At 49.6% G+C, this 18,383-nt stretch carries 20 protein-coding genes and 1 tRNA gene; 17 read left to right on the top strand and 4 right to left on the bottom strand.

From position 1 onward, the window contains the following. The first annotated feature begins 70 nt into the window (after positions 1-70). From TH61_RS00160 to TH61_RS00140, 5 genes are all read left to right on the top strand, one after another. Positions 71-817, top strand: coding sequence for an NADPH-dependent F420 reductase (locus TH61_RS00160; RefSeq protein ID WP_066504248.1), 747 nt, complete (start codon positions 71-73; stop codon positions 815-817). 25 nt (positions 818-842) lie between these two features. Then, the gene (locus TH61_RS00155) at positions 843-1,586 is read left to right on the top strand and encodes an NADPH-dependent F420 reductase (RefSeq protein WP_066504247.1); all 744 of its coding nucleotides are present in this window, start codon (positions 843-845) and stop codon (positions 1,584-1,586) included. 29 nt (positions 1,587-1,615) lie between these two features. Next, entirely contained in the window at positions 1,616-2,041 is a 426-nt protein-coding gene (locus tag TH61_RS00150; protein ID WP_066504243.1) for an organic hydroperoxide resistance protein, read from the top strand. Positions 2,042-2,098: 57 nt separating this feature from the next. Continuing rightward, the gene (locus tag TH61_RS00145; protein WP_066504239.1) at positions 2,099-3,151 is read left to right on the top strand and encodes an LLM class flavin-dependent oxidoreductase; all 1,053 of its coding nucleotides are present in this window, start codon (positions 2,099-2,101) and stop codon (positions 3,149-3,151) included. Between the two features lie 137 nt (positions 3,152-3,288). Then, entirely contained in the window at positions 3,289-4,227 is a 939-nt protein-coding gene (locus TH61_RS00140; RefSeq protein WP_066504237.1) for an NmrA family NAD(P)-binding protein, read from the top strand. Positions 4,228-4,345: 118 nt separating this feature from the next. On the opposite strand, the gene TH61_RS00135 is transcribed toward TH61_RS00140, so the two are convergent. The 4 genes from TH61_RS00135 to TH61_RS00120 form a co-directional block, all read right to left on the bottom strand. After that, positions 4,346-4,426, bottom strand: a tRNA-Leu gene (locus tag TH61_RS00135). Between the two features lie 46 nt (positions 4,427-4,472). Next, the gene (locus TH61_RS00130; RefSeq protein ID WP_066504235.1) at positions 4,473-5,012 is read right to left on the bottom strand and encodes an iron-sulfur cluster co-chaperone HscB C-terminal domain-containing protein; all 540 of its coding nucleotides are present in this window, start codon (positions 5,010-5,012) and stop codon (positions 4,473-4,475) included. A 73-nt stretch (positions 5,013-5,085) separates the two neighbouring features. Further along, a complete protein-coding gene (locus tag TH61_RS00125; protein ID WP_066504226.1) occupies positions 5,086-5,370 on the bottom strand; it encodes a putative quinol monooxygenase in 285 nt (94 codons plus the stop codon). Positions 5,371-5,584: 214 nt separating this feature from the next. Next, entirely contained in the window at positions 5,585-6,355 is a 771-nt protein-coding gene (locus TH61_RS00120; protein WP_066504220.1) for an S-adenosyl-l-methionine hydroxide adenosyltransferase family protein, read from the bottom strand. Between the two features lie 106 nt (positions 6,356-6,461). Here TH61_RS00120 and TH61_RS00115 point away from each other — a divergent pair, with 106 nt between their 5' ends. The 12 genes from TH61_RS00115 (at position 6,462) to TH61_RS00060 (ending at position 18,256) form a co-directional block, all read left to right on the top strand. After that, positions 6,462-7,502, top strand: coding sequence for a PhoH family protein (locus tag TH61_RS00115; protein WP_066504215.1), 1,041 nt, complete (start codon positions 6,462-6,464; stop codon positions 7,500-7,502). Positions 7,503-7,662: 160 nt separating this feature from the next. After that, a complete protein-coding gene (locus TH61_RS00110; RefSeq protein ID WP_066504212.1) occupies positions 7,663-9,777 on the top strand; it encodes a ComEC/Rec2 family competence protein in 2,115 nt (704 codons plus the stop codon). A 74-nt stretch (positions 9,778-9,851) separates the two neighbouring features. Next, complete coding sequence (locus TH61_RS00105; protein ID WP_369796909.1) at positions 9,852-10,664, top strand: enoyl-CoA hydratase/isomerase family protein; 813 nt, start codon at positions 9,852-9,854, stop codon at positions 10,662-10,664. A 201-nt stretch (positions 10,665-10,865) separates the two neighbouring features. Then, positions 10,866-11,315: a sterol desaturase family protein gene (locus TH61_RS00100; RefSeq protein WP_066504201.1), complete on the top strand. Its 450-nt coding sequence runs from the start codon at positions 10,866-10,868 to the stop codon at positions 11,313-11,315. 29 nt (positions 11,316-11,344) lie between these two features. Next, positions 11,345-12,238, top strand: a complete 894-nt coding sequence (locus TH61_RS00095; RefSeq protein ID WP_066504196.1) for a MerR family transcriptional regulator — start codon at positions 11,345-11,347, stop codon at positions 12,236-12,238. Between the two features lie 157 nt (positions 12,239-12,395). Beyond that, positions 12,396-12,911 (top strand): RNA polymerase sigma factor, encoded by a 516-nt coding sequence (locus TH61_RS00090; protein WP_066504195.1) that lies wholly within the window; start codon positions 12,396-12,398, stop codon positions 12,909-12,911. A 40-nt stretch (positions 12,912-12,951) separates the two neighbouring features. Beyond that, positions 12,952-14,463 (top strand): NAD(P)/FAD-dependent oxidoreductase, encoded by a 1,512-nt coding sequence (locus tag TH61_RS00085; protein ID WP_066504191.1) that lies wholly within the window; start codon positions 12,952-12,954, stop codon positions 14,461-14,463. Between the two features lie 3 nt (positions 14,464-14,466). Continuing rightward, positions 14,467-15,312 carry a phytoene/squalene synthase family protein gene (locus TH61_RS00080; RefSeq protein WP_066504190.1) on the top strand — a complete coding sequence of 282 codons (846 nt, stop codon included), beginning with the start codon at positions 14,467-14,469 and terminating at the stop codon, positions 15,310-15,312. Between the two features lie 7 nt (positions 15,313-15,319). Beyond that, complete coding sequence (locus tag TH61_RS00075; protein ID WP_066504188.1) at positions 15,320-15,853, top strand: hypothetical protein; 534 nt, start codon at positions 15,320-15,322, stop codon at positions 15,851-15,853. Further along, positions 15,850-16,560 carry a lycopene cyclase domain-containing protein gene (locus tag TH61_RS00070; RefSeq protein WP_066504186.1) on the top strand — a complete coding sequence of 237 codons (711 nt, stop codon included), beginning with the start codon at positions 15,850-15,852 and terminating at the stop codon, positions 16,558-16,560. The genes TH61_RS00075 and TH61_RS00070 overlap by 4 nt, the downstream gene beginning before the upstream one ends. A gap of 3 nt (positions 16,561-16,563) precedes the next feature. Continuing rightward, positions 16,564-17,409 (top strand): 4-hydroxy-3-methylbut-2-enyl diphosphate reductase, encoded by an 846-nt coding sequence (locus TH61_RS00065; RefSeq protein WP_066504185.1) that lies wholly within the window; start codon positions 16,564-16,566, stop codon positions 17,407-17,409. A gap of 133 nt (positions 17,410-17,542) precedes the next feature. Then, complete coding sequence (locus TH61_RS00060; protein WP_066512358.1) at positions 17,543-18,256, top strand: fatty acid desaturase; 714 nt, start codon at positions 17,543-17,545, stop codon at positions 18,254-18,256. The last annotated feature ends 127 nt before the right edge of the window (positions 18,257-18,383 follow it).

Raw genomic sequence — 18,383 nt, 5'->3', positions numbered from 1 at the left:
TTTGTCAAGAGTTTGAGAACACCATACGCATCAACAGAATTAAATTTTTATCAACTAGAATAACCACACCATGAAAATAGGAATTATTGGCGTCGGCCACATCGGTAAAACGCTGGCAATAAGATTGAGCGCGGCAGGGCACAGCGTAAAGGTTGCCAATTCAAAAGAACCGGAATCAATTGATTCTGAAACCTTGTCTACAGGCGCTAAAGCCGTATTCGCAAAGGATGCCGTGAAGGATGTAGAAGTCATCATTCTCTCCATACCGTTTCAGCACAACCCAAAGATGGCTGGCCTTCTCGCAGATGTTCCAGAGGAAACCGTCGTAATCGACACGTCCAACTACTACCCGCACCGGGACGGAAATATAGAAGCCATTGATGCCGGTCAGGTAGAAAGTGTATGGGTCGCCGAAAAACTGGGTCGCCCTATAGCAAAAGCATGGAACGCTATTGGTGCTGGATCCTTGGCGGACAGAGACAAGCCAGCCGGAAGCCCGGATCGTATCGCAATACCCATTGCAGCAGACCGCGACACGGACCGCGAGGTTACGATGTCACTCGTAAATGAGAGCGGCGTGGACGCATTTGACGCAGGCTCTATTGCAGACTCTTGGCGGTTGCAGCCCGGCGCACCTGTTTATTGCACAGATTTGAGGCTGGATGAAATGGCCGAAGCAGTTGCCGCAGCTGAAAAGGAACGCATTTCTAAACGCCGGGATTTAGCAGGTGCCATACTTCAGGAACGATTCGCGGATTCTTACGAAGACCTGACGGTTGATTATCTGGTTCGCTTGAACCGGGTGTTATATATGTAAGAATATTATTTATAAAGAGATTGAGATGAAAATAGGAATCATAGGTACAGGTGCCATAGGGAGCATTTTAGCAGAAAAATTTTCTGCGGCAGGTCATCAGGTAAAGGTGACCAACACCAGGGCAATGCCTGAATTAGAAAAAATAGCTGCCCAGCTGGGCGCAACCGCTGCCACCATACAGGATGTGGTAAAAGACGTGGATGCCCTTATCTTCTCGATGCCCTTCAATGCATACAAAGACCTGCCGAAGGATTTGTTGAAAGCTGTACCGCAGGAGGTAGTGGTAATGGATACTTCCAACTATTATCCTTTCCGGGATGGTGAGATTGCCGAACTGGAGCACATGCCCGAAAGCGAGTATATCTCGGGAATACTGAAACGCCCGCTTGTCAAGGTGTTTAATAATATCCTGGAACACACCCTAAAATACAAAGGCAAAGCAGCCGGTGCGGAAGGGAGAATAGCAATTTCCATTGCGGGCGATAACGAGGAGCATAAAAAACTAGTGGCTCAACTGGTTGATCAGACTGGCTTTGACACCGTGGACGGCGGAAGCCTGGCCGAATCTTGGAGACAGCAGCCCGGCACGCCGGCCTATTGCACTGAATTGAATGCAGCGGAATTGGAACAGGCCCTGGCCGACGCTGAAAAAGGGAAAGCCCCTGCCATCCGGGATTTCATCATGGACAATCTGAGGAAAAAGGAGTCCTGGCCTTCTTACGAAGAAGTTTTAGCCGGCAACCGTTTATATCAGGTGAGAACGAAGTAGGCTTTTCTTAAATACGAAGTAATATAGTAATGAAAGCAATGTATACGGCCGCAGCAACGGCAACAGGCGGCAGAAACGGCCATGTAAAATCAGACAACGGCGTTTTGGATATCCAGGTTAGGGCGCCCAAAGCCATGGGCGGCGTTAATGACGATCACACCAATCCGGAACAACTCTTCGCAGCGGGCTACGCCGCCTGTTTCGACAGTGCCTTGAACCACGTCATCCGCCTGGAAAAGGTGAAGACAGGAGAAACATCCGTGATGGCAGAAGTGTCGATCGGTTCCATTGAAAACGGCGCATTCGGGTTGGCAGTTAACCTGGCGGTGAATATCTCTGGGGTGCCGATAGAGGAAGCACAGCGCCTGACCGAACGGGCGCACCAGGTATGCCCTTATTCCAATGCCACCCGCAATAACATCGAGGTGAAACTGACGACAACCAATAATCAATGAGTTGCCGCAAATCGAAGCAAGGCAAAAAGCCACAATACCCTAACATTATCGAATCCTATGGATAACCAAAAGATAGCCTATTCCATTCTGGAGCTTGCCATTGTTTCTGAGGGGAATTCCATAAAACAGACCCTGAACGATTCCCTGGCGCTGGCGAAAGAGGCGGAGGCGAATGACTACAGACGCATCTGGTTTGCCGAGCACCACAACTCCGACAGCATCGCCAGCAGCGCCACTTCCCTGCTCATCGGGTATGTGGCAGAGAATACCTCAACCATCAAGGTGGGCTCAGGAGGAATCATGCTCCCAAACCACTCTCCCTTAATAGTGGCAGAGCAGTTCGGCACCCTGGCCCATTTATACCCGGGCCGCATTGACCTGGGCCTTGGCAGGGCGCCCGGCACTGACCAGGCGACAGCGCAGGCCATCCGGTCGGATTTCATGAAGGCGTCCTATTCGTTTCCTGAAGAAGTAGCTAAAATCCAGCGGTACTTCTCGCCCGAGAACAAGAATGCCCCTGTAAGGGCAGCCGTGGCCGAAGGCACGGAGGTGCCGGTTTATATCCTTGGGTCCAGCCCGGACAGCGCCCACCTGGCGGCCCAGAAGGGGTTGCCCTACGCGTTTGCCAGCCATTTTGCCTCCACGCACTTACTCAACGCTTTGAAGATTTATCGCCAAGAGTTCCGGCCATCTGAGTTCTTGGAACAGCCTTACACCATGGCTGGGGTGAATGTCTACATCGCCGACACGGATGAGGAGGCGGAAAGGCTGTTCACCAGCCTGATCAGGATGTTTGTGGGGGTGCTGACCGGGGCCAAGGAACCGCTGCACCCACCTACTGAGATGACAAACGAATTAATGGAAATACGCCAGCATCCTGCGGTGCACCAGATGCTAAAATACTCCTTTGTGGGTAGCAGGCTAACGGTGAAGAAGCAGCTACAGGCATTCCTCGGCCAGACCCAAGTAAACGAGCTCATTGCTGTTTCTACCATGTACGATATTCATGACCGACTAAAATCTACCCGACTATTTGCAGAGATTATGGCAGAGATCAATGGAAGCAACACTAAGGAGGACAGTAGAATAAGTAATAAGGGAGAGTATTAAAAACTATGGGTTTTTAGGTAGTCAAATGGGAACACCTAAGCTTTAGGATTAAATTATTAAGGTCTTCAATTGGCGGTTGGAAGCATAGAGGAAACGAGATAAATCAAGAAGAGAAATAACAAAAGCACTCCATCGGATTGCAAATAGAAGAATCTGAACAGACTCAAATGGAAAATAATCAATATCCGACAATTCTCGTTTTGGGCGCCAGCGGAACAATTGGCAAGCAAGTGGTGAAAGACCTGGAAGGCAAGGCCGTCAACGTCCGCATCACTTCACGCAGACAGGACGTGGTGGATCAGCTTCGCAGCGAAGGGAAAGACTGCGGGTACCTTGACCTTGATGATCCGCGAACTTTTGCACTTGCACTTGCCGGCGTTGACCGAGTCTTTTTACTAACCGGCTACACGGTTGGCATGCTCACGCAGAGCAAGACACTGGTGGATGCTGCGAAGAAAGCAGGCGTCAGTCATATCGTGCATGTGGGCGTATTCGCCGAATGGGATACGACAGATGCCCACTTTGCATGGCACCAGATGATTGAGAAATACATTGAGGCGAGCGGGATGGCCTGGACGCACCTCCACCCGAATATGTTCATGGAAGCCCTTACAAGTGCTTACCTGCCAAAGAACCTTACCTACACTACCTATTGGGAAGACTGCAGGGTAGGGTACATCGCCTCGAGTGACATTGCGGCCATTGCGGCAAAGGTCCTGGTGGAGGGACCCCAGCGGCACGCCAGCAAGGATTACTGGCTGAGTGTGGAGAGCCATAACGGGAAAGAGATCGCCCAGCTCATGAGTGAAGTAACCGGACTTGAAATCAGGTGCGAGGAGAAAGGCTTAGAAGAATTCAAGCAACTGATTGAAGCTTGGATATCCGAAGGGGCAGATAGTTGGTACGCCAGCGCGAACATCGAATTCGTTAAGCAAATGCTGGATGGAAGAATGTCGTATATGTCGATGGTTCAGAATGATATTCCGTACATCCTCGGAAGGCCCGCAAAAACAGTCTTGGAGTTCTTACTTGAAAACAAAGACGCGCTGGTAGCTTCTGCTAGTCAAAAAGAGTAGGTATTTTTTCGCTCGTAAATTTATAGTGCAAATAATAGAGGCCTTTTAAGGTTTGCCACCTTACTAACAACCAGTAAACAAAAAAGCCACTGAATCTTCAGTGGCTTTTTTGTTTCAGTACCCAGAGCCGGAGTCGAACCGGCACATCAAAGATATTGGTGTTTGAGACCAACGCGTCTACCAATTCCGCCATCTGGGCATTTACTGTTCGGTAGATTCTGAGAGACTGACCGTTTTGAGGTGGTTTATCTGTCAGAAGAGGATGCAAACTTATTCAATGATTCCTTTATACGCAAGAGGTAGCGCTCTTTTAAGTAGTAATTTTTTATCTGTTTGAGCGCTTCTGCCTGTTTTTCAGGGGGAAAAGTTTCATAGGCTTCCAGCACTGGCCAGATCTCAGCCTTGATATGTCCTTCAATTTCCATGGTTTGGTCAGAGACAATCTTGAAGGTGGTAGAATTATATTCCATCTCAAGGTCCATCAACAGTTCGTTTAGGTCCATCACCTCCATCAAGAAGTCCTGGGGCAAGTCATTGGCACCGCCTTCCTCTAGCAAACCGTGTTGTTCCAAAATGTACTGCATGCGCTTGTCAAAGTTGGAAAGCGTGCGGTAGGCGTTGGTGTTCAAGGTTGACTTATCCAGAATTTCCTGCTGTTTTTCCTGTGGCTCTAGCGTATAGAAATCTGGATGGTACTCGCGGCTGAAGGCGTAGTATTTGGCCTGTATGGCTTTCTCATCTGGGAGAAAGCTTTCTGGTATCTGGTAAAAGCTAAAGTAATTCACAGTTTTATGGGCTTGGAATGGATTATAATAGACGTAAGAGCCAGGGTAGAAGATACAGTTACCCTTTCAAGTGTTAGTCTTTTCGCATAGAGAAGGCTTGGGCTGGCGCCAAAAACAAGGCTTTGGTAGGCTTCCAGACGGTGCCAAATAATTCTGACTGGCGGTATTGGTTCAGGGCGTCGTCAGACTCCCAAGTGCTATAGGTGTGGTAAATATTAGGTTGGTGGTAATCCTGCAAAAGCTCCACGCCGTGACAACCGGGCATGGCTGCAATTTTGTGCTTAGACGCATGAAAGATGGCTAAAAACTCTTCCACCTTGTCCTCCTGGAACGTCATGCGCACTATTCTAATCAACATGGAACTTCAGTAGAAATTTTAAATTTGAAATGATGGGACTTAAGACTTTCTTGCAAGAATGGCTCACTTGAATTTATTAAACCTCGCTCCCTAATATCAGCCTAAAAATATTGGTAGAATACTTAACGAGGCTAAAAGGGTATCAAAAATCGTTTTTAGCCTCTTTCCTGGGAAATAGCTTAAAAACGCTCTACGCACCAATAGTACATGAGCCTTAGCTCTGGGCAAACTGCACCTCCACGCTTGAGTCAAAGTACATACCCAGCAGCTCAGAAGCGTGGCCTTTGTTGATGCCAATGGTGAGGAAGCCCTGACGGTTGAATAAGATGACGCAGTCGCCTTCGCCTACCTGGTTGTACCGCGAATACATGCGGTCTACCTTTTCCCGGGCAAACTTGACCACAAACGGCCGGCCATGGCCAATGGCGTCAACACTATCCTTGCTTATGTTGGTAATAAGGTTTCCGTAATGGTCCACGTGCACCACGTGCCCGGTCACCGAATGGTCATTAAGCTTAAGCTGCCGGTTGATGAGCTGCATCATGCCGTCGGCTAGGTCGCCTACCTCGGCCATGGAGGCACCTTGAGCCAAAGCCACGGCGGCAGGAACCATGATGTCTCTGGCCGGCGACGGGGAGTTGGGCTGCTCAGGAAGGTCTATCAATTGCTCTGGGTCGCCTTCGGTGAGGAGGGAAAGGAGGCCATTGTCCGCACAGACAAAATAATGCCCTTTGTGCCGGGCCACCTGGAAACGTCCCTGTTTGCTGCCGTGCGTGTCCACGGCCAGTATGTGGACGGTGCCCGCCGGGAAGTCCTCAAACACCGAGGAAATCACGTGGTATCCGTACGCAATATTGAACGGCTCCACTTGGTGGGTAATGTCCACTATAACTTGTGCAGGATTGAGCGTCAGGATTTTAGCCTTTACCGCGGCCACGTAGTGGTCTGTGGTGCCAAAATCTGACAATAACGTGATAAAACCCATGGGAACGGTCGGTCAGAAGAACTTTAAAAATTCTATATATGTTTCATAACAAAACTACTGTTTTTTCGGTAGATTGGTTCATAAACCCTTTTAAACACACACGCCTTTGGTAGAAAAAACGATAACCCTTGAGGATATCTCTTTGATAGACTTCCTGGGGGCAGAGAATCAAAATATAAAGCAATTAGCCGCCGCTTTTCCTAGCAGCAAAATCATTTCTAGGGGCAATGAGATCAAGATCCAGGGCCAGACGCCCGAGATCACCAAGATTCATGAGATCCTGTCTTCGCTAATTGAGCATTACCATAAGTTTGGCAAAATCACAGACAAGAGCGTTCACAAGTTCCTGACCGCCGACAATGACTTTGAGGATGACGTGGTCATCACCTCGCCAGACGTGATTGTGTACGGCAGCAAGGGCGGCGTGATCAAGCCCAAGACGCCTAATCAGCAGAAACTGGTGGACATGATCAACAAGCATGACTTGGTGTTTGCACTGGGGCCGGCTGGTTCTGGTAAGACATTCATTTCGGTGGCCATGGCCGTGCGCGCGCTCAAGAACAAAGAGGTGAAGAAAATCATCATCTCTAGACCCGTGGTAGAAGCTGGCGAGAGCCTCGGTTTCTTGCCGGGTGACATGAAGGACAAGGTAGACCCGTATCTACGCCCCATCTATGACGCTCTGGAAGAAATGATTCCCATAGAAAAACTCAAATACTACTATGAGAACAAGGTGATTGAGATTGCACCTCTTGCTTACATGCGCGGTAGAACCTTGAGCAACGCGTTTGTTCTCTTGGATGAGGCCCAGAATACCACGCCCATGCAGATCAAGATGTTCATGACGCGTATGGGACCTACCTCCAAGGTGATGATCAACGGGGACCGAACGCAGATAGACTTGCCGCGCAACCAGAAATCAGGTTTGATAGAGGCCATTAACGTCTTGAAGGATGTGCCCAACATTGGCTTCGTGGAGATGACCGTGGACGATGTGGTGCGCCATAGATTGGTGAAGAGCATTGTAGACGCCTATACCAAGCATGATGAACGCCGCGCGCAAGAGCGGGAACGTGAACAGTCTGAAGGCAGTGACAGTCACCAAGACCCACCGCGCCGCCGTCAGCAGTACCGCCGCGAGGATTAATTACCAACATTTCAGTTTATAAGAAAGGGCATGCGTAGCATGCCCTTTCTGTTTTTAAGGCTGTTGGGTTCTACCTGATAAAACGCATCTGTAAAAGTCCGCGTATTTGGTAGGCAGTCAGGTGATTACATCTAATTCAACCTTAGAAACCTAGCATTGAATGGCTAAACCCCGCTTAACTGGCATGATGCGCCCTCTGGCAGCAACGTTGGCCGGCATTCTGCTATTTTACTACTTTGGCCATGGTGGGACTTGGATAGGGTTGACTGCGGCATTCTGCGTGCTCTCCTTTGTGGCAGCCTGGTACGTCACTTTAAGAAAACCTAACTGGAAAGCCAGAGCGTGGACCGGTTGGCTTGGATTGGCGGCAATTTTCTATCTGTCGTTTTTTGCCTCTTTTCTGAAAAACAGCCCAAAAACGCTTCCCATTCCAGCTGCTACCGTTACCCATTACAAAGTGACTCTGGTTAAGGCGGTGGCCCTAAAGCCAACCTCTGTGAGTTCAGTAGGAAGGGTGGAGGCCGTGCGGGATTCATTGGGCAACTGGCACGCGGCAGATGGACAAGTGGCCATTTTTCTACCGTACTCGCCAGAGGCCGACGCCTTGCAATATGGGCAGCAACTACTCATCAAAGGCGCTTTAACGCCGCCAGCTAAGCCAGCCAATCCTTTTCAGTTTGACTATCGCCGCTACCTCACTCTCAAGCATATTCAATGGCAGGCGTATCTACCCATGGGTTCCTGGCAAGTCATAGGCATAAGCCCGCCAAGTGCGCTAGTGGCCATCAGTTTACAAGTCCGTAAAACGCTGGAAGCAGCCTTTAAAACAAATATAAATACCAAACGCGAAGCTACAATTGCCAATGCATTGGTGCTGGGGATTCAGGATAACCTGGATGCATCACTTCGGGATGCCTACGCCAGAACTGGTACCATGCACGTACTAGCCGTGAGTGGTCTGCATGTGGGTTTGTTGTATGGCGTGCTGCTTTTCTTTCTTAAGCATTTACGGCGCGGCCGAAAATCACGGTTAGTCATCTTCCTGTTCATAGTGGGCGTAGTTTGGTTTTATGCGTTCGTGACGGGGCTGTCGGCGTCGGTACTACGGTCGGTGTGCATGTTCTCGTTGGTGGAATTGGGTTTGCTGTTACGCCGCAAATCTTCCGTTCTAAATACCTTGGCGGCCGTGGCCATGGTACTGTTGCTGTATGACCCCAATTTCTTGTTTGATGTGGGCTTTCAGCTGTCGTTTCTGGCGGTGGCGGGCATTGTCTTATTGCAGCCGCTCTTCCTCAAACTCTGGTACCCAGAACGGAAGCTAGTACGTTGGACTTGGGAGTTGTTTGCCATTTCCATTGCGGCGCAAATGGCTACGTTTCCTTTGAGCCTGTATTATTTCCATCAGTTTCCGGTGTACTTCTGGGTCGGGAATTTGCTGGCGGTGCCGCTCACCTCGTTAGGCCTGTATATTGGCGTGGCCTTCATGCTTCTGTTCTGGCTGCCATATCTCAATGCTTTCATTGGATTCGTATTGAAGTGGACTCTTTGGTGCTTGAATGAATTCTTGCTCTGGGTGGAGCAATGGCCGTATTCGGTGCTGGATGGGTTTGTCATCACGACTGGGCAAGTGCTGGCCTTGTATATCTTCATGATAGGTATCGTGTTGTTCTTAGTGTATAGAAAACTGTCATGGCTTGGCCTGGCCGCCGTCTGTCTGGCCTTTGTGTCTACTACAGAGATAGTGGAAGCCCGTCACCACTGCCAAACCCAGGAACTGATCCTATACAGCACAAGAAAAAGCAGCGCGGTAGGCATTCTGCAAGGCCGAAGAGCCCTCTTGTTTGCAGACTCAGCCTTTCATGCGCAGCCTAAGAATTTCACCTATAACATTCAGCCACATTGGTGGGCGAAGGGCATTCAGGAGAAGCACCGTTTTTGGCCTGATTTCTGGAAAACAAGCCAAAAACGGGAACTGGCAATACATGAGACAGCAGATGGAAACAGACTCCTAATTTGGCAGGGCAAGCGGATCCTGTGGTTACAGAAACTGCCCCGAAAGCTGGCTCAGCCAATACAAGTTGATGTGCTGGTTTTGCAGAAAAATGCATGGGCCAGCCCAGCCCAACTACAGGAGGCCTTTGACTGCCGGTACGTGGTGCTGGACCAGACCAATGCACCCTGGTATGTGCAGCGCAAAACGCAGGAGTTACAGGTTGCTGGTTACCAGGTTTATGATTTGGAAAGGGAAGGGGCCTGGACGATACGCGTACGGTAAACCAAGTCGTTTTTCAATGCGAGTTTTCTGAATTTTCATACCTTTAAGTTTGGCTCTTCGTAGGTAAATAGACTATGACCGACATTGATATGAACATCGCTGAAACCTTATCCCTGCAATACATTCAGTACCAGTGTGCTAATCGTGTGGGGTATATTACACTCAACCGTCCGGAGAAGCGCAACGCGCTCAATTACCAGGTGGTCACCGAGCTCAAGAAGGCCTTTGACTACGCTGAGAATGACGACGACTGTAAAGTGATTGTGCTTAAGGCGGCGGGCGCGGTGTTCTGCGCCGGGGCAGACCTGGAGTACCTGCAGCAGTTGCAGCAGAACACCTTCCAGGAGAACATGGAGGACTCTACGCACCTCATGCAGCTGTTCTACCAAATCTATACGCTTAAGAAAGTGGTCATTGCGCAGGTGCACGGCCACGCCATTGCCGGCGGGTGCGGACTGGCCACGGTCTGTGACTTTGCCTACACCATCCCTAGCGCCAAGTTTGGCTACACCGAGGTCAAGATTGGCTTCATCCCGGCCATTGTCAAAATCTTCCTGCTGCGCAAGATAGGAGAGTCTAAAGCCAAAGAACTTTTGCTGACCGGTGACTTGATTTCCGCGGAAAGAGCGCAGGCCATTGGCCTGATCAATGAGGTGGTAGCCGAAGACGAGTTGGCGCAACGCGTAGATGAACTGGCCCAGCGACTGTGCACCCAGAACTCGGGACAGAGCATGGAAACCACCAAGGAGATGATTGCGCGCGTGCAGGAATTGCCTTTGCGCGACGCCCTGGAATACGCCGCTGAGAAGAACGCCTTCGCCCGTTCTACAGAAGACTGCCAGCGCGGCATCCAGTCCTTCCTGGATAAGCAGCCTTTGACCTGGTAAGTTTCCAGTATGATTCACCTAAGGGGTTTAGAAATTAGAGACTAGTTGATTGCCTCCATTTTTGGCCTGTTTTCCGGAAACAAAGCCAAAAATGGCTTTGTAAAAGGCTTCCTTAGATGAAGCCGTCCTTGAATTTTTGCATTTAAAATCATCAAATTCCTTTTCGTAAAAACAAAATTAACCTCCATTGGTTGAGAGAATATGCTGACGAACGCGGCGATAGTGTTAGGAACGTTTCTGTTGATGGAGCTGGTGGCCTGGGCGGTACACAAGTACGTGCTGCACGGGGTCTTGTGGAACATCCATGAGTCGCACCACAAACCGCACACCCACAAATTTGAGCTGAATGACGTGTCATTTGTCTTTTACGGGGTGATTGCGGCGCTTTGCTTTATTTACGGGACAGAGGCGCTGGACTACCGGTTCTGGGTGGGAGTAGGCATTACCTTATATGGGTTGGCGTACTTTCTGGTGCATGACTTGTTTATCCATAGGCGCATGAAGCTGTTTGGCAAGACAAGAAACACCTACCTTAGGGCCTTGGACATAGCGCACAAAGTACACCACAAAACCAAAGGCAGAGACGGTTCTCAGTCGTTTGGCATGTTGTGGGTACATCCTAAATTCTTTCGTATGGCCCGGAAGCGTTAACTTAGTGGACCTTTTAACCTCTCACACCTGTGGCGCAATACTCTATTAAGGAGTTGGAGCATTTATCCGGCATTAAGGCGCATACCCTGCGTATCTGGGAACAGCGGTATCAACTGTTGCAGCCTAAGCGCACGGATACTAATATCCGGTACTATGATGACGCAGACCTCAAGAACCTGCTCAACGTAGCCCTGCTCTACCAAGAGGGATACAAAATTTCCAAAATTGCCCAACTGCCCCGCGACCAGGTTGCGCAGGAGGTGCTCAAAATCACCGGTTCAGAGCTAGGGCAGGAGCAGTTCATCTCCCAGTTGATTGTGGCCATGGTAGAGCTGGACGAAGTGCTTTTTGAGCGCATCTTGAGTAGGGCCATTCTGCAATTGGGTTTCTCTGTCTCTGTGCGCACCGTTATCTACCCTTTCCTGCATAAGATTGGTTTGCTGTGGCAGACAGGTAACATCACGCCCGCGCATGAGCATTTCATGAGCCAGTTGGTGCGGCAGAAGATGCTGGTGGCCATTGACGCGTTACCGGTTAAAAGGCAAGAAAGCGCCCCGCGCGTGATTCTATATTTGCCTGAAGGCGAAATGCACGAACTGTCCTTATTATATGTGCATTATCTGTTGCGCTCTGCTGGGTTCTACACCTTATACCTGGGGCAGCACCTGCCTTTGGTAGATCTGGTAAAAGCTGCCAACTACTTCAAGCCAGATTTTGTTTACTCTGTCTTCACCACGCCTTTTCTACGCACCACCGTTTCTGAATACTTAGAGCAGTTGGCAGAGCAAGTGCCTGCTAAGCAAATCCTAGTGAGCGGTTCATTGCTCCACTACTTCCCGGTAGAGGACATGCCAAAGCCAATTCAGTTCTTTAAAGAGATTGAAGAACTAGAGAACTGGTTAGCGCAGAATTCCGCCTCCTAGGCAATCCACTCCCTATATTTCTTTCGTATGTCTCGTTCTTCTAAGAACGACAGGAAGCTGTTTGTTTATTTTTTATAAAAAAAGATTAAACAAAAGTATCTACATTGATTTAATGTTCGTATAATTGTTTAATGTTTTACATCAAACGTTAAACAAAATGACTGCCATAGAATTTTCAACCGTTGTAGAGAACATAGCGCCTACGCTCCGTCCGGCCGCTTACAATCTCACCCGAGACACCGACGATGCCAAGGACTTGGTTCAGGAAACCTTGCTCAAGGCGTTTGCCAACCGCGACAAGTTTAAAACCGGCACCAACATCAAGGCGTGGTTGTACACCATCATGCGCAATACGTTTATCAATCACTATAACAAGGTGACCAAGCGTACCAGCACCCTTGACACGACAGACTATTTTCAATACTTTCCCAATGATGACCGTATGGTGGCCGTGAACGGTGCCACGGGTGAGTTTGCTGCACAGGACATTGAAGACGCCGTGCAGCAATTGCCAGAAGAGTTCAAAACACCGTTCATGCTGTACTATGTGGGCTACAAGTACCTGGAGATTGCCGAGAAGTTGAAGATTCCCATTGGAACCGTGAAGAACAGAATTCACTTGGCTCGCAAAGAATTAAAACAACAGCTGCGGGTGTACGCGTACGGTATTTAATCCGTAGATAGAAACAAGCTTTTAACGACCTCCAATTCCCATGGGTGAATCCCTCCCCAAGAACAAAGCCATTGTCATAGGCGCCGGTTTTGCCGGCCTTTCTACCGCGGCCAGTCTGGCGAAAGCCGGTTACCGCGTCACAGTCTTGGAGAAAAACGAAGTTGCCGGTGGCCGGGCGCGCACGTTTAGTGCGCAAGGCTTCACCTATGATATGGGACCTAGCTGGTATTGGATGCCAGACGTTTTTGAGCAGTTTTTCCAGAAATTCGGTAAAACCACAGCAGACTACTATGACCTGGTGCGCCTGGATCCATCTTATCAAGTCTTGTATGGAAAGGGAGACACGTTAGAGTTGCCGGCTTCTATGGCAGAACTAGAAGCACTCTTTGATGACTTGGAACCGGGGTCCAGCCTAAAACTGAGAGAATTCTTAAAACAAGCCGCCTATAAATATGAGGTAGGCATCAACCAACTGGTCTACAAACCCAGCCGGTCCCTGACCGAGTTTGTGGACCTGAAACTGCTGGTGGACGTCATGCGCCTGGATGTGTTCCAATCCATGGCCAAGCACGTGCGCAAGTTCTTTAAGCACCCGCGCCTGATTCAATTGATGGAGTTTCCCATCCTTTTCTTGGGGGCCTTGCCAGAAAACACGCCGGCCCTGTACAGCCTCATGAACTACGCCGACATGTCTTTGGGCACTTGGTACCCCATGGGTGGCATGCACAAGATTGTGGAAGGCATGGTAGCCTTGGCCGAGGAACTGGGTGTAGAGATACGACTAGGGGAGGAAGTCCAGAAGATTGACATTCAAGACGGGCGTATTTCCCAAGTTATTACCAATAAAGGCACTTACACCGCAGACGTAGTAGTAGGCGCCGCCGATTACCATCACCTGGAGACCCAACTGTTGCCGGCTGCCTATCGTAGTTATTCAGATAAATACTGGGACAGCCGCGTGATGGCGCCGTCTTCACTTATCTTTTATCTGGGCATTGACAAGCAGCTCACCGGCTTACACCACCACAATTTGTTCTTTGACGAGGACTTCGGGCCGCATGCGCAGGAGATTTACACCCGTCCGGCTTGGCCCGAGAAACCGCTATTCTACGTATCGGTGCCTTCTAAGACAGATGCCAGCGTGGCCCCGGTAGGGCAGGAGAATGTGTTCATCTTGATACCCGTGGCCCCAGACTTGACCGACACCGAAGAAACCCGCGAGCGGTATTATGACATGGTCATGACTCGCTTGGAGCAGATAACGGGACAGGACGTGAGAAGCCACGTGATCTATAAACGCAGTTACGCGCACCAGGATTTTATACAGGATTACCACGCCTTTAAAGGCAATGCCTACGGCTTAGCTAATACGCTTACTCAGACGGCCGTCTTGAAGCCCAGCCTGAAGAGCAAAAAGATAAAGAACCTGTTTTATGCAGGCCAGTTGACCGTTCCCGGACCTGGCGTGCCGCCTTCGCTTATTTCTGGGCAAGTGGTGGCCGCGGAAGTTGTGAAAGAATTTGCCCCGCAAAAAGCGTCCTTAACTCATTAATGCATGGTACCACCCAAGACACTTTTTGACACCACCACGCTGGAATGCAGCAAGCTCATCACCCAGCGGTACAGCACCTCGTTCACGCTGGGCATCAAGACGCTCAGCCCTAAATTCCACGATTCCATTTACGCCATCTATGGGTTTGTGCGGTTCGCGGATGAGATTGTGGACACCTTCCATGACCATGACAAGGCTGAGCTGTTAGAGCGGTTCAGAAAAGACACGTACCAGGCGTTAGAGGAGAAAATTAGCCTGAATCCGGTGCTGCACGCCTTCCAGTTGGTGGTGAATGAGTTCCAGATTGACCATGCCTACATAGACGCCTTTTTGAACAGCATGGCCATGGACCTCACAGACCGCGAGTACAACTGCGACTGCTACGAGGAATACATCTATGGCTCCGCTGAGGTAGTGGGCCTGATGTGCCTGAAAGTCTTCTGCGAAGGCGACGAGGCCATGTTTGAGCGCTTGAAGGCTCCCGCCTGTAAGCTAGGGGCCGCCTTTCAGAAAGTAAACTTCTTAAGGGACATAAAAAGTGACTACCATGACCGCGGGCGCGTGTACTTCCCGAAGGTGAATTTCTTATCCTTCTGTAACAAGGACAAAGAAGAAATTGAGGCAGACATCCAGAAGGATTTTGATGATGCGTATGTAGGAATCATGGCCTTGCCCAAAGGCGCAAAGATGGGCGTGTACCTGGCGTACATTTATTATCTCAAGCTTTTCAAGAAAATAAAAAAGGCCCCGGCTGCCCAAATTTTAGCAGAACGCGTAAGAGTGCCAGATAATACGAAGTTAGCATTGTTGCTTAGTTCGTATATTAGGTACCAGTTTAATACTTTCTAATGCGCTTATGCTTTTATCTGCGGTTCTCCTCTCCCTTAGTCTAGTGTTGGTGCCAGTGGCCCAGGAAACAGACGCTTACCGTCACTCGGTGTTATTGAGCTTCTACCAGAAATCTGCCAAGAACGAAGCCCTAGCCGATGACTTTCATGCCTTGATGGAGAAGTACCAGGGAAAAGACCCCTTGAAGTTGGGCTACAAGGCCGTGTCCAACGCCGTGATGGCCAAGCACACCTGGAGCCCCTACGCTAAACTGAAGTACCTGCGCACGTCGGGGCATATTTTTGAGCAGGCGGTGGCTTTGGACAAACAAGACCCAGAAGTGCGGTTCCTGCGCTATTCCATAGAGTTCTTTGTGCCGCGCTACTTGAACATGAGCGGCCATTTGCACGAGGATAAGAAAATATTTTTGAGTGCCATGCTTCGCCATCCCAAGTCTGGTATGCCGGTAGAGTCCCTGAAGATCATGAAGGACTTTCTCTTGCGGCATCCAGAGCACCTGACCGGTGAGGAGCGCGAGCAGGTGACCAACCTGAAACTATGAGTTACATCTACCTCTATTTAAACATCTTCACCATCTTTTTCCCCCTGGTGCTCTCTTTTGACAAGCGGGTGCACTTTTATACCAACTGGCGCTATCTGTTTCCGGCCATGGCCGTTACGGCGCTCTGCTTCATTGCCTGGGACATGGCCTTTACCCAGCATGGCGTCTGGAGCTTCAATCCAGATTATCTGGTAGGCCTGTACATTGGCAACCTGCCCTTAGAAGAGGTTCTGTTCTTCATCACTGTTCCCTACGCCTGCGTTTTTATCTATGAATGCTTAAACACGTATATAAAACGTGAGTGGCTTCAACCATATGCCCCAGCCATTACCTGGTTTTTGGTGGTGGCCAACCTGGTGATAGGTATTTATTTTTGGGGAAGATGGTATACCATGCTCACTTGTCTGCTGGTACCGGTGTTGCTGGTTATTTATTACTGGCAGTTTAAGTACCACAAGATGGGTAGGTTTTACTTGGCGTATCTGGTGCATTTGGTGCCATTCCTGCTAGTAAACGGCGTGCTGACCGCCTTGCCGGTGGTGTTGTACAGTGATGCACACAATACGGGCCTCCGAATCGGTACTATTCCTGCCGAAGACACGATGTACTCCATGCTGCTCCTCCTCATGACGATCATTGTTTATGAAGTTTTAAAGCAAAAAGCGGAGTCTCCTGCAAACAAAGTCACCGCGGCGCTTGTTAATTGACATATGCGACAGCTACAGGTAACCATTGATGCCAACTCTGGATTTTGCTTCGGGGTAATCTATGCCATTCAAATGGCCGAGGACCTGCTGGAGGAGCGTGGCTACCTGTATTGCCTGGGTGACATAGTGCACAACGATGAGGAAGTGGAGCGCCTGCAGAAGAAAGGGCTGCGCATCATCAACTATGACGTGTTGCAGGGACTCAGAGATGAACATGTGCTGATAAGGGCGCACGGCGAGCCGCCGTCTACCTACCAGATGGCCATGCAAAACAACCTCACTTTGATTGATGCCTCTTGCCCGGTGGTGTTAAAACTGCAGAACCGCATCAAAACATCTTTTGATAAGAAGGAGCAGATTTTCATTTACGGCAAGCACGGCCATGCCGAGGTCTTAGGTCTTTTAGGCCAGACTAGCAACGAGGCCGTGGTCTTTGAGAACCTGGACGAACTCCTACGCCATGAGTTGCCGCAGAACATCACCCTGTACAGCCAAACCACCAAAAGCACCAATAGCTTCTACAACATCAAAAACGAGCTGGAGACGCGCGGGTACGGCGTAGACGCCAATGACACCATTTGCCGGCAAGTGTCCAACCGCGACAAGGAACTGCGTTTGTTCGCCCAGAAGTATGACAAGATTGTGTTCGTGTCAGGCACCAAGTCTTCTAATGGTAAGGTGTTATACCAGGTCTGCAAGGACACCAACCCCAATACTTACTTCGTATCTAAGGTAGAAGAAATACAGCCTGACTGGTTTGCCGATGGTGAAACCGTAGGCATCTGCGGGGCCACCTCCACGCCTATGTGGTTGATGGAACAGGTGCGGGATGCACTGCAGGCGCTGTGAAGTTTGAAAATAAATGGATAAGGTCGTTTTTGGTCTGTTTCCTAGAAAACAGACCAAAAACGAAGAATGTCTGCTAACGCTACAAGTCAAATCAATCCCTAACTTCGTAAAGAATACCAAACCACTGCTTTTCATTTTGAAGCCTAAAACCCAATCCTACACTGGAATCATCATTGCTCTGCTCATTCTAACGGCTTGGGCGAGCCTGCTTTGGTTTCTGTTGCACTGGGAAGTCTCCTTCGCTTCGCCGTTGACGTATGTGGCCGTGCTGGTGATGACGCATTTGTATACTGGCCTTTTCATTACGGCGCATGACGCCATGCACGGTGTGGTGGCTCCTGGCAACAAGCGCTTAAATACCCTTATTGGTACTGTCACGGCCGGGTTGTTCGCTTTCAATTACTACGGACGGTTATACCCTAAACATCACCTGCACCACCAACACGTCGCTACTGAGGAAGACCCTGATTACCACGGCGGCAACTTCTTTCTGTGGTTCCTGAGCTTCGCCCGGCAGTACATTACCATCCTTCAAGTGCTGTTAATGGCGGGGACCTATAATTTATTGCAAGTCTGGTTTCCTGTGGAGAATATCATTCTGTTTTGGATGGCGCCGGCGGTGCTGGCCACGTTTCAGTTGTTCTACTTCGGGACGTATTTGCCGCACCGCGGGGAGCATGAGCCAAACAATAAGCACAAATCCTCTACCCAAGGCCGGAATCATCTGTGGGCATTCATCAGCTGCTACTTCTTCGGGTACCATTATGAGCACCATGACAAGCCGTATCTGCCATGGTGGAAACTCTATCAGGAGAAAGACCGGTTGTCTGGAAACAGTAACCAATAAAGCAGTCATCAATTATTATTGAAGAAGTTTTTAGAAGTCTTCTGATATTTCGATTTTTGGCTGTTTTCCAGAAAACAGGCCAAAAACGCGAAGCCCCGCCAATCTAAGGATTGGCGGGGCTTCGCGT

Origin of the sequence: Rufibacter sp. DG15C (assembly GCF_001577755.1) — a bacterium.
GTDB lineage: Bacteria > Bacteroidota > Bacteroidia > Cytophagales > Hymenobacteraceae > Nibribacter.
Note: the sequence above shows the minus strand (reverse complement) of the source record. Positions and strands in the feature narration are given on the sequence as shown.

Excerpts from the sequence above, each read along its gene's own strand:
- TH61_RS00125 (WP_066504226.1), bottom strand. The coding sequence starts at position 5,370 with ATGTTGATTAGAATAGTGCGCATGACGTTCCAGGAGGACAAGGTGGAA.
- TH61_RS00110 (WP_066504212.1), top strand. The coding sequence starts at position 7,663 with ATGGCTAAACCCCGCTTAACTGGCATGATGCGCCCTCTGGCAGCAACG.
- TH61_RS00150 (WP_066504243.1), top strand. The coding sequence starts at position 1,616 with ATGAAAGCAATGTATACGGCCGCAGCAACGGCAACAGGCGGCAGAAAC.
- TH61_RS00155 (WP_066504247.1), top strand. The coding sequence starts at position 843 with ATGAAAATAGGAATCATAGGTACAGGTGCCATAGGGAGCATTTTAGCA.
- TH61_RS00100 (WP_066504201.1), top strand. The coding sequence starts at position 10,866 with ATGCTGACGAACGCGGCGATAGTGTTAGGAACGTTTCTGTTGATGGAG.
- TH61_RS00160 (WP_066504248.1), top strand. The coding sequence starts at position 71 with ATGAAAATAGGAATTATTGGCGTCGGCCACATCGGTAAAACGCTGGCA.
- TH61_RS00105 (WP_369796909.1), top strand. The coding sequence starts at position 9,852 with ATGACCGACATTGATATGAACATCGCTGAAACCTTATCCCTGCAATAC.
- TH61_RS00145 (WP_066504239.1), top strand. The coding sequence starts at position 2,099 with ATGGATAACCAAAAGATAGCCTATTCCATTCTGGAGCTTGCCATTGTT.
- TH61_RS00120 (WP_066504220.1), bottom strand. The coding sequence starts at position 6,355 with ATGGGTTTTATCACGTTATTGTCAGATTTTGGCACCACAGACCACTAC.
- TH61_RS00085 (WP_066504191.1), top strand. The coding sequence starts at position 12,952 with ATGGGTGAATCCCTCCCCAAGAACAAAGCCATTGTCATAGGCGCCGGT.
- TH61_RS00070 (WP_066504186.1), top strand. The coding sequence starts at position 15,850 with ATGAGTTACATCTACCTCTATTTAAACATCTTCACCATCTTTTTCCCC.
- TH61_RS00080 (WP_066504190.1), top strand. The coding sequence starts at position 14,467 with ATGGTACCACCCAAGACACTTTTTGACACCACCACGCTGGAATGCAGC.
- TH61_RS00065 (WP_066504185.1), top strand. The coding sequence starts at position 16,564 with ATGCGACAGCTACAGGTAACCATTGATGCCAACTCTGGATTTTGCTTC.
- TH61_RS00075 (WP_066504188.1), top strand. The coding sequence starts at position 15,320 with ATGCTTTTATCTGCGGTTCTCCTCTCCCTTAGTCTAGTGTTGGTGCCA.
- TH61_RS00090 (WP_066504195.1), top strand. The coding sequence starts at position 12,396 with ATGACTGCCATAGAATTTTCAACCGTTGTAGAGAACATAGCGCCTACG.